This window comes from Microbacterium sp., from assembly GCF_049661145.1.
Classification (GTDB): Bacteria; Actinomycetota; Actinomycetes; order Actinomycetales; family Microbacteriaceae; genus Microbacterium.
The window spans coordinates 1-9659 of the sequence record NZ_JBASZT010000388.1 but is presented as its reverse complement, the minus strand read 5'-3'; the positions used below and the strand labels follow the sequence as shown (position 1 = coordinate 9659).

8 protein-coding genes are annotated in these 9659 nt (G+C 68.6%); 2 read left to right on the top strand and 6 right to left on the bottom strand.

Features of this window, described 5'->3' with window-relative positions; translation table 11 throughout:
- Positions 1–37: 37 nt before the first annotated feature.
- A complete protein-coding gene (locus tag WBP48_RS16060; protein ID WP_424441755.1) occupies positions 38–379 on the bottom strand; it encodes an Rv2175c family DNA-binding protein in 342 nt (113 codons plus the stop codon).
- 79 nt (positions 380–458) lie between these two features.
- Between WBP48_RS16060 and pknB the strand changes: the two genes are divergently transcribed.
- Positions 459–2426 (top strand): Stk1 family PASTA domain-containing Ser/Thr kinase, encoded by a 1968-nt coding sequence (gene pknB / locus WBP48_RS16055; protein ID WP_424441754.1) that lies wholly within the window; start codon positions 459–461, stop codon positions 2424–2426.
- 69 nt (positions 2427–2495) lie between these two features.
- On the opposite strand, the gene WBP48_RS16050 is transcribed toward pknB, so the two are convergent.
- Positions 2496–3833, bottom strand: a complete 1338-nt coding sequence (locus tag WBP48_RS16050) for a class II 3-deoxy-7-phosphoheptulonate synthase (protein WP_424441753.1) — start codon at positions 3831–3833, stop codon at positions 2496–2498.
- 4 nt (positions 3834–3837) lie between these two features.
- The gene (locus WBP48_RS16045; protein ID WP_424441752.1) at positions 3838–4524 is read right to left on the bottom strand and encodes a lysophospholipid acyltransferase family protein; all 687 of its coding nucleotides are present in this window, start codon (positions 4522–4524) and stop codon (positions 3838–3840) included.
- A 229-nt stretch (positions 4525–4753) separates the two neighbouring features.
- Between WBP48_RS16045 and WBP48_RS16040 the strand changes: the two genes are divergently transcribed.
- Positions 4754–6586, top strand: a complete 1833-nt coding sequence (locus WBP48_RS16040) for an AMP-dependent synthetase/ligase (protein ID WP_424441751.1) — start codon at positions 4754–4756, stop codon at positions 6584–6586.
- A gap of 27 nt (positions 6587–6613) precedes the next feature.
- On the opposite strand, the gene def is transcribed toward WBP48_RS16040, so the two are convergent.
- The 3 genes from def to WBP48_RS16025 form a co-directional block, all read right to left on the bottom strand.
- Entirely contained in the window at positions 6614–7105 is a 492-nt protein-coding gene (def, locus tag WBP48_RS16035) for a peptide deformylase (RefSeq protein ID WP_424441750.1), read from the bottom strand.
- Entirely contained in the window at positions 7105–8430 is a 1326-nt protein-coding gene (locus WBP48_RS16030) for an AAA family ATPase (RefSeq protein ID WP_424441749.1), read from the bottom strand. Before WBP48_RS16030 ends, def begins: the two co-directional genes overlap by 1 nt.
- Before the next feature lie 73 nt (positions 8431–8503).
- Positions 8504–9659, bottom strand: a 1156-nt coding sequence (locus WBP48_RS16025; RefSeq protein ID WP_424441748.1) for a biotin/lipoyl-containing protein, incomplete at its 5' end; no start/stop codon positions are given.

Genomic DNA, 9659 nt, shown 5'->3' with positions numbered 1-9659 from the left:
CGACGCGACGGCGCGCGCGGCGTGAGCCCTGCCTCGATCAGGCGAGCGCCTGGGCGACGCGGCGGACCTCGCTCTTGCGGCCCTCGCGCAGCAACTCGATGGGCGGGCGGCCGATCGAGTCTTCGGTCGCGAGCAGCCAGTCGATCACCTCGTCATCGCTGAAACCCGCGTCCTGCAGCACGATCACGGTCCCGCGCAACGACGACACCGGGCGTCCGTCGAGTACGAAGACGGCCGGTACCGCGAATGCCCCGCCCCGTCGGGACCCGACGAGGTGCTTCTCGTCCAGCAGGCGTCGGACGCGGCCGAGCGGTTCGCCGAGGACCTCGACGAGTTCGGGGAGAGTGAGCCAGGCTGTGGCGGCGGTGTCGGCAGTCACACTTCCACTATTCCACTCTCACGTCCTCCCGGGTGAGGCGATCCCCGATCCGGCGGCTTCCGCTCTCTAGAATCGCAGAGTGAGCACGAGTCAGCAGACGGACCCGCTGATCGGCCGTCTGGTCGACGGCCGATACCGGGTGCGTGCTCGCATCGCGCGCGGCGGCATGGCGACGGTGTACGTCGCGACCGACCTGCGGCTGGAGCGTCGTGTCGCGCTCAAAGTGATGCACGGTCATCTCTCCGACGACACGGTGTTCCAGAGCCGGTTCATTCAGGAGGCGCGCGCCGCCGCGCGACTGGCCGACCCGAATGTCGTGAACGTGTTCGATCAGGGCCAGGACGGCGAGATGGCCTACCTCGTCATGGAATACCTGCCCGGCATCACGATGCGAGAGCTCTTGCGCGAGCAGCGACGCCTCACCATTCCGCAGACGATCACGATCATGGATGCCGTGCTGTCGGGCCTCGCGGCCGCGCACCGCGCCGGCATCGTGCACCGCGACGTCAAGCCCGAGAACGTCCTGCTGGCCGAGGACGGCCGCATCAAGATCGGCGACTTCGGCCTTGCCCGGGCGACGAGCGCGAACACCGCGACGGGGCAGATGCTGCTCGGGACGATCGCCTACCTCGCTCCCGAGCTCGTGACGCGCGGCACGGCCGACGCCCGTAGCGACATCTACGCCCTCGGCATCATGCTCTACGAGATGCTCGTCGGCGAGCAGCCCTACAAGGGCGAGCAGCCGATGCAGATCGCGTATCAGCACGCGACCGACTCGGTGCCACGCCCGAGTGCTCGCAACCCCGCCATCCCGGAGCAGTTCGACGAACTGGTCATGTGGGCGACGGAACGCACCCCCGATGACCGGCCGACGGACGCCCAGGCGATGCTCGATCGGTTGCGCGAGATCGAGACCGAGCTGGGCGTCTTTCCGCACGTCGTGCGCGCCCCGGCGCCCGGCATCGTCGTCCTCGATGACGGTGTGGACTCCGACGAGCTCACCAAGGTCATGCCGGGCACTTTCACCGCCCCGGTGGTGACCGACCAGGTCGACAACGCGACGCGGTTGCGGCGGCGAGCACGCCGCAACGCGCGCAAGGGCGGGTGGCTGATCGTGCTCGTGCTGCTGCTGGCGGGTGTCGCCGGCGGCGCCGGCTGGTGGTTCGGCTCGGGCCCTGGCTCGCTCGTGGTGGTACCCGACGTGTCAGGGAGGCCGATCGAGGAGGCCACCGGCATCCTCGCCTCGCACGGGCTCGAGGCCGTCCCCGGCTCCGACTACAGCCGCGACTTCCCGCAGGGGCAGGCGATCCGCACGGATCCCGAAGCCGGCGCGCGCGCGGCGATGAACGCCAAGGTCACGGTGATCGTCTCGCTAGGACCTGCGTCGCACGATATCCCGGCCCTGGCGGCGCAGAATCTCGACGACGCGACGAGAGCGCTGGCGGAGCTCTACATCACGCCGTCAGCCGATCCCGCGCAGTTCTTCACGGACGCCCCGGCCGAAACCGTCATCCGTGCGTTCGTCACGCCGCCGGGTGGGGGAGACGCCGTCGAGTGCACGAACGGGTGCACCGCTCTGGAGACCTCCACGGTGGCGTTCGAGGTGTCGCTCGGCCCTGTGCCCGATATCGTCGGGGACAGCGTGGATGCCGCGATCGCGGCCCTCGAGGACGTCGGGCTGAGTTCGTCGGTCACGACGGCCTTCAGCGACGATGTCGAAGAGGGGCACGTCATCAGGGTCGGTGAGCGCGACGACGGCGGCCCGTTCCGGCCGAACGACACCGTTCCGCTCGTCGTCTCGAAGGGGCCGCAGCTGTTCGACGTGCCCGACGTCGTGGCCGACCCCGCACTCACGCGCGATCAAGCGAAGAAGAAGCTCACGGACGCAGGCTTCAAGGTGACCTACAACGGATTCTGGGACGCTGTGCTCGACGGAGTCACTCAGGTGACCGGCCAGTCGCCCGCGCAGAGCGCTACCTGCAACTCCGAGGGCACGAGGTGCACGCGCGACAGCACGATCGAACTCGAAATCACCGCATCGTTCTGAGCAGGCTCTCTTGTGGCCGGTGGACCCGCGGAGAACGTGCCGGCGCGATCGGCAGCCGCACGAGCGCGGTCAGCGCTTTTCGAGCTCCTCGGCGACGAGGAACGCCAGCTCCAGAGACTGCATGTGGTTCAGGCGCGGGTCGCACAGGCTCTCGTAGCGGGTCGCGAGGGTCGCCTCGTCGATCTGCTCGCTGCCGCCCAGGCATTCCGTGACGTCGTCGCCGGTGAGCTCGACATGGATGCCGCCGGGGAAGGTCCCGACGGCCCGATGCGCCTCGAAGAACCCGCGCACTTCGTCCACGACATCGTCGAACCGCCGCGTCTTGTAGCCGGTCGGAGTGGTGATGCCGTTGCCGTGCATGGGGTCGGAAACCCATAGCGGGGTGGCCCCGGCATCCCTCACCGCCTCGAGCAGCGGCGGCAGCGCGTCGCGGATCTTCCCCGCACCCATGCGCGTGATGAACGTGAGGCGACCGGGCTCGCGCTGCGGGTCGAGTTTGTCGATGAGCTCCAGGGCGGTCTCGGGCGACGTGGTCGGCCCGAGCTTGACTCCGATGGGGTTTCGGATGCGCGAGAAGTAATCGACGTGCGCGCCGTCGAGCTCGCGCGTGCGCTCCCCGATCCAGACGAAGTGCGCTGACGTGTTGTACGGCGTGTCGGTGCGCGAGTCGATGCGGGTCATCGGCCGCTCGTAGTCCATCAGCAGGCCCTCGTGTCCGGTGTAGAACTCGACGCGCCTGAGCTCGTCGAAGTCGGCGCCGGCGGCCTCCATGAACTTGATGGCACGGTCGATCTCGGTAGCCAGGCGCTCGTACTGCTGGTTGGCGGGATTCTGCGCGAAGCCCTTGTTCCAGCTGTGGACCTCGCGAAGGTCGGCGAATCCACCCTGCGTGAACGCCCGGATGAGATTGATGGTGGATGCCGCAGTGTGGTACCCCTTCAGCAGTCGCTGCGGGTCGGCGGCTCGCGAAGTCGCCGTGAAGTCGTAGCCGTTGACGATGTCGCCGCGGTACGCCGGCAGCGTCACCTCGCCGCGCGTCTCGGTGTCACTCGAGCGAGGCTTGGCGAACTGCCCGGCCATACGACCCATCTTCACGACCGGCATCGACGCACCGTAGGTGAGGACGACCGCCATCTGAAGCACGGTCTTGATGCGGTTGCGGATCTGCGCGGCGGTAGCGCCCGCGAACGTCTCGGCACAGTCGCCGCCCTGCAGCAGGAACGCCTTGCCGGCGGCGGCCGCCGCCAGCCGGTCACGCAGGTTGTCGACCTCGCCGGCGAACACGAGTGGCGGCAGTGTCGCAAGCTCGTCCGAGACGGCGGCCACGGCATCCGCGTCGGGCCAGTTCGGCTGCTGTTTGATGGGGAGCGTGCGCCAGTGATCCAGTTCGGCGTGCGGAGAGGGCATCCGTTCAGTTTAGCTGGCGCACGCGGTCCTTCACCGTCGAGGCGTAGACGTCGTCGTACTCCTGCTCCCCCAGGCGCTGCAGCGCGACCATGATCTCGTCGGTGACGGACCTCAGCACATAGCGGTCCGACTCCATGCCCGCGAAGCGCGAGAAGTCCAGCGGTTCGCCGATGACGACGCCGACACGGCCGATGCGCGGCACGCTGCGCCCGATCGGCATGATGTCGTCGGTGCCCACCATGACGACCGGCACGACGGGAACGCGGGCTTCCAGCGCCATCCGCGCAAGGCCGGTGCGACCGCGGTAGAGCTTGCCGTCGGGGCTGCGTGTGCCCTCCGGGTAGATGCCGAGCAGGTCTCCCCGCCCGAGGACTTGCAGGCCGGTGTTGAGGGAGTCCTCCGAGGCCTTGCCGCCGGTGCGGTCGATGGGGATCTGCCCGGTCGCCTTCATGAACATACGGGTGGCCCAGCCCTTGATGCCCTTGCCCGTGAAGTAGTCGCTCTTGGCGAGAAAGCTCATCGGGCGGTCGATCATGAGTGGCAGGAAGATGGAGTCGCTCACCGAAAGGTGGTTGGAAGCGAGGACCGCCGCGCCGGATGCCGGGACATTGCTGCGTCCGACGATCCAGGGCCGGAAGATCGCCTTCACGATCGGCCCGATCACGATGTACTTCATGACCCAGTAGAACATTCAGTGGCTCCCCCGCTCCGCGCCGACCCCGACCGCGCGTCTGCTCCGTTCCGCAGTCCGCGACGGAACGGCATCGAGAGTCTAGTGTGGAGACACAGTCTCACCGGGCGCGAATGCCGTGCAATCGGTCGGCATCCCCCGCACTCAGCGGGACTGAGTGTCACCATCAGCTAGACTCGATGTCACCCGTCACGCCCGACGCCACCCGGTACCGAAGGAGTTGCCGCCCATGAGCGCCGTTCAGTTCGAAGTCCCTGCCGTCGTCCCCGCCGACCCTCAGGCGAACGTGTCCGACCTGCTTGTCGAACGCGTCAAGGCCACGCCGTCGCTGGCTCTGTTCGCCGTCCCTGACGGCGACGGCTGGCGTGACATCACGGCCGCCGAGTTCCAGCGCGAGGTCATCTCCCTGGCAAAGGGGTTCGCCGCCGCAGGCGTCGCCCCCGGCGACAAAGTGGGATTCATCGCCCGCACCACTTATGAGTGGACGCTGGTCGACTTCGCCCTCTTCTTCGCCGGCGCCGTCATGGTCCCGATCTACGAGACGAGCTCGGCCGCGCAGATCAGTTGGATCCTCTCCGACTCCGGGGCCACCGCAGTGATTGCGGAGTCTACCGAGCACGCCGAGCGGATCGCCCAGATCCGCTCCGAGGTACCGCTCGTGGGTGAAGTGTGGACGATGGCGTCCGGTGGCCTCGACGCGCTGCGCGCCGGGGGCACGGACATCTCCGACGACGAGATCGAGCGCCGACGCAGCCTTGCCGTCGGGTCGGACATCGCGACGCTGATCTACACCTCGGGTTCGACCGGCCGCCCGAAGGGTTGCGTGCTGACGCACAGCAACTTCGTGGAGCTGTCGCGCAACTCCGCGAAGGCGCTGGAGGAGGTCGTGTCGACCCCGGGCGCGTCGACGCTGCTGTTCATCACGACGGCGCACGTGTTCGCGAGGTTCATCTCGATCCTCGACATCCACGCCGGGGTGAAGACCGGCCACCAGCCCGACACGAAGCAGCTGCTGCCCGCGCTCGGATCCTTCAAGCCGACGTTCCTGCTGGCGGTGCCCCGCGTCTTCGAGAAGGTGTACAACTCCGCCGAGCAGAAGGCAGAGGCGGGCGGAAAGGGCAAGATCTTCCGCGCCGCCGCGCACACCGCCGTCGAGCACTCCCGGCTGCAGCAGGAGGGCAAGAAGGTGCCGCTCGGCACCCGCCTGAAGTTCGCCGTGTTCGACAAGCTCGTCTACAGCAAGCTGCGCGATGCGATGGGCGGTCGCGTCACCTACGCCGTCTCCGGGTCGGCGCCGCTCGGTCCGCGCCTCGGACACTTCTTCCACAGCCTCGGTGTAACGATCCTGGAGGGGTACGGGCTCACCGAGACGACGGCTCCGGCAACCGTCAACCTCGCCAGCAAGTCGAAGATCGGCACGGTCGGCCCAGTGCTGCCCGGCGTCGGCGTGCGCCTGGCCGAGGACGGCGAGATCGAGGTCCGCGGCATCGACGTCTTCAAGGAGTACTGGCGCAACCCCGAGGCGACGGCCGCCGCTTTCGACGGCGAGTGGTTCAGAACGGGAGACCTCGGCTCTTTCGACGGAGAGGGATTCCTGACGATCACCGGCCGCAAGAAGGAGATCATCGTCACCGCCGGCGGCAAGAACGTCGCCCCCGCAGCGCTCGAGGACCCCATCCGCGCCAATCCGATCGTGGGCCAGGTCGTGGTCGTCGGCGACCAGAAGCCCTTCATCGCGGCCCTCGTCACCCTCGATCCCGAGATGCTGCCCACGTGGCTGGCCAACAACGGCCTTTCCGCGGACATGTCCCTGAAGGATGCCGCGCGCAACTCGAAGGTGCGCGACGAGGTCCAGCGGGCCATCGACATCGCGAACAAGGGCGTCTCGCGTGCCGAGTCGATCCGCAAGTTCACGATCCTCGACACCGAGTGGACGGAGGCGTCCGGCCACCTCACGCCGAAGATGAGCATCAAGCGGAACGTCATCATGGACGACTTCGCGGATGCCGTGCACGACCTCTACAACGTGCCGGTGAACACGACCAACGTGTCGCTCGGCTGATCGCCCCCCACCGGTGGCGAATACGATTCAGAACCAGGTGGATTCGCGGATGCGGCGCATTGCGGCCTTGCGCTCATCGGGCATGAGCCGCGAGAGGTACAGTTTGCCGTCGAGGTGATCGGTCTCGTGCTGCAGCGCCTGGGCGAGGAGCCCGTCGCCTTCGAGCACGACCTCGCCGCCGTCGAGGTCCATGCCGACGACCTTCGCCCACGGATACCGCGGAGTGTCGTGCCACAGCTCCGGAACCGACAGGCATCCCTCCCCCACGAGTTCCGGTTCACCATCGACCTCGACGAGCACGGGGTTGAGCACGTACCCGATGTCGCCATCGATGTTGTAGCTGAAAGCCCGCAGCCCGACACCGATCTGCGGGGCGGCGACCCCCGCCCGCCCCGGCAGCGCGACGGTGTCGAGCAGATCCTGCACGAGAGCGCGGATGCCGTCGTCCACGACCTCGATGGGTGCGCAGACCTCCCGCAGGACGGGGTCGCCGAACACCCGGATGGGACGGACGGCCATCAGGCCGCAGCCTGCTGACGCAGACCTTCGACGAGAGTCGCCGCCAACTGCCGCGCTGCCGCGCGCGTCTGCGCCTGCAGATCGCGGAACGTGATGGCGCTGCCCGAGGCGATGTGGGGGTCGTACGGCACGCGCACCACGGTGCGCACTCGACTGCCGAAGTGCGCCTCGAGTTCGTCGGCGCGCACGAAGGCCGCGCCCGGACGCGCGGTATTCAGCACGACGACGGCGCGCCGGACGAGATCGGCGAAGCCATTGGTCTCCAGCCAGGTCAGGGTCTCGGAGGCCAAGCGCGCCTCATCGACGCTGAGACCGGCGACGACCACGACGACGTCGGCACGATCGAGGGTCGCATTCATGACGGAGTGCACGATGCCGGTTCCGGTGTCGGTGAGCACGACGGAGTAGAAATGCGCCGCCACCTCGGCGACACTGCGGTAGTCGTCGTCGTTGAACGCTTCCGACACGCGCGGGTCGGCATCGGAGGCGAGGATGTCGAGGCGTGTGTGGTCGCGCGCGACGATGTCGGAGATGTCGTTGAAGCCGCGGACATCGTCCTGGGCCCGCACCAGGTCGCGCACCGTCCTGCCACTCGAACGGCCTATGCGGTCGGCGAGTGTGCCGCGGTCGGGGTTGGCATCGACCGCGATCACCCGGTCCTCGCGCGCATCGGCCAAAGCCATGCCAAGAAGCATCGTGATGGTCGTCTTGCCCACACCGCCCTTGCGGGATAGGACGGGGACGAACTTGGCTCCGCCCTGCAGCGGCGCCGCGATGCGGCGGTCGAGCTCCTTGCGCGCGCGGGCGCGCTTGCTGTCGCCGAGGTTCACGCGCCGGCCCGACAGCGTGTACAGGAGGTGGCGCCACGCGCCCTCGGGTTCGGGACGCACCGCGTGAGCGGGGTCGAGCAGCCGGTCTGCGGTCAGCAGATCCGAGCTCTCTCGGCCCGCCTCGAAGTCACCGAGCCGCCGCGACTGCAGTGCGACCTCGGACGTGCGCGGCCGGAGACGCTCGTGGCCGTCTTTCGCGACGGATGCCGTGGCCACGATCGCGGTGGCGGGCTCGATGACCTCCTCGGCCGTCACGACGCCGGCATCCATCACGAGCACAGCGTCCGCGACAACAGTGGCATCGTCGTCGAGGACGACGCCATCGTCGTCGAGGTCGTCCTCGTCCCGAGGGGTCGGCAGAGTCACATCGACCTGCGCCGTGGCGCCGCCGACGATGCCGATACCGGTGGCGTCGACGCCGGTGGAGGTTTCCAGCACTCCCCGGTCGGCATCGTCCGACGCAGTGTCGTTGCCGTCAGGCGTCACAGATGGCATCACAATTGCACGCTCCAGGTCACGGCCGGAGGTCCGGCCGGCAGCTCGCGGGCGTCACGCGCCCCATGCCAGGCTAGTCGGCAGGCCGAACCACGAGCAAAAGGTCGCCGGCCTCGACCGGCGCCGTCGCCGCGATCGCGATCCGCTCCACGGTCCCGTCGACGGGCGCGGTGATCGCCGCCTCCATCTTCATCGCCTCGATGGAGGCCACCGGCCCACCGGCTCGGACCTTGTCGCCCACGGCCACCTTGATCGTCACGACGCCCGCGAAGGGAGCCGCGACCTGACCGGGCTTGCTGGTATCGGCCTTCTCCACGGCGACTTTCTCGACGGCGACGGAGCGGTCCCGCACCCATACCGGGCGCAGCTGCCCGTTGAGGGTCGTCATGACGGTGCGCATGCCGTTCGCGTCGGGCTCACCGATCGCCTCCAGGCCGACGTACAGCTGCACGCCGGGGTCGATCTCGGCCACGTGCTCCTCGCCGGGCTTGAGGCCGTACAGGTAGTCCGGCGTGCCGAGGGTGGAGAGATCGCCGAACGCCTCGCGCGTCGCCTCGAACTCCTTCGCGGGTCCGGGGAACAGCAACCGGTTGAGGGTGCGGCGGCGGGTCGCGGCATCCCCCGCCAGCCCCGCCTGCTCCTCGTCGGTCAGCGGCGGGATCTCGATCCTGACCTCGCGCCCGGCCAGCACGCGGCTGCGGAACGGCTCCGGCCAGCCACCCGGCAGGTCTCCCAGTTCGCCGGCCATGAATCCGACGACGGAGTCGGGGATGTCGTAGTTCTGCGGATTCGCCTCGAAGTCGGCCGGCTCGGCGTTCGCCGCGACAAGGGCGAGCGCGAGATCGCCCACGACCTTGGACGAGGGTGTGACCTTGGGGATGCGGCCAAGGATGCGGTCAGCCGCGGCATACATATCCTCGATCCGCTCGAACTCGTCGGCCAGTCCCAGGGCGATCGCCTGCTGGCGGAGGTTCGACAGCTGCCCACCCGGGATCTCGTGGTGGTAGACACGGCCCGTCGGGCCGGGCAGGCCCGACTCGAACGGCAGGTAGAGGTGACGCACCGCTTCCCAGTACGGCTCGAGCGCACCCACCGCATCGAGATCCAGTCCGGTATCGCGGTCGGTGTGGGCGAGGGCTGCGACGAGGGCGGAGAGTGAGGGCTGGCTCGTCGTTCCGGCCAGCGGTGCCGCCGCCGCATCGACGGCGTCCGCGCCCGCGGCGCTGGCG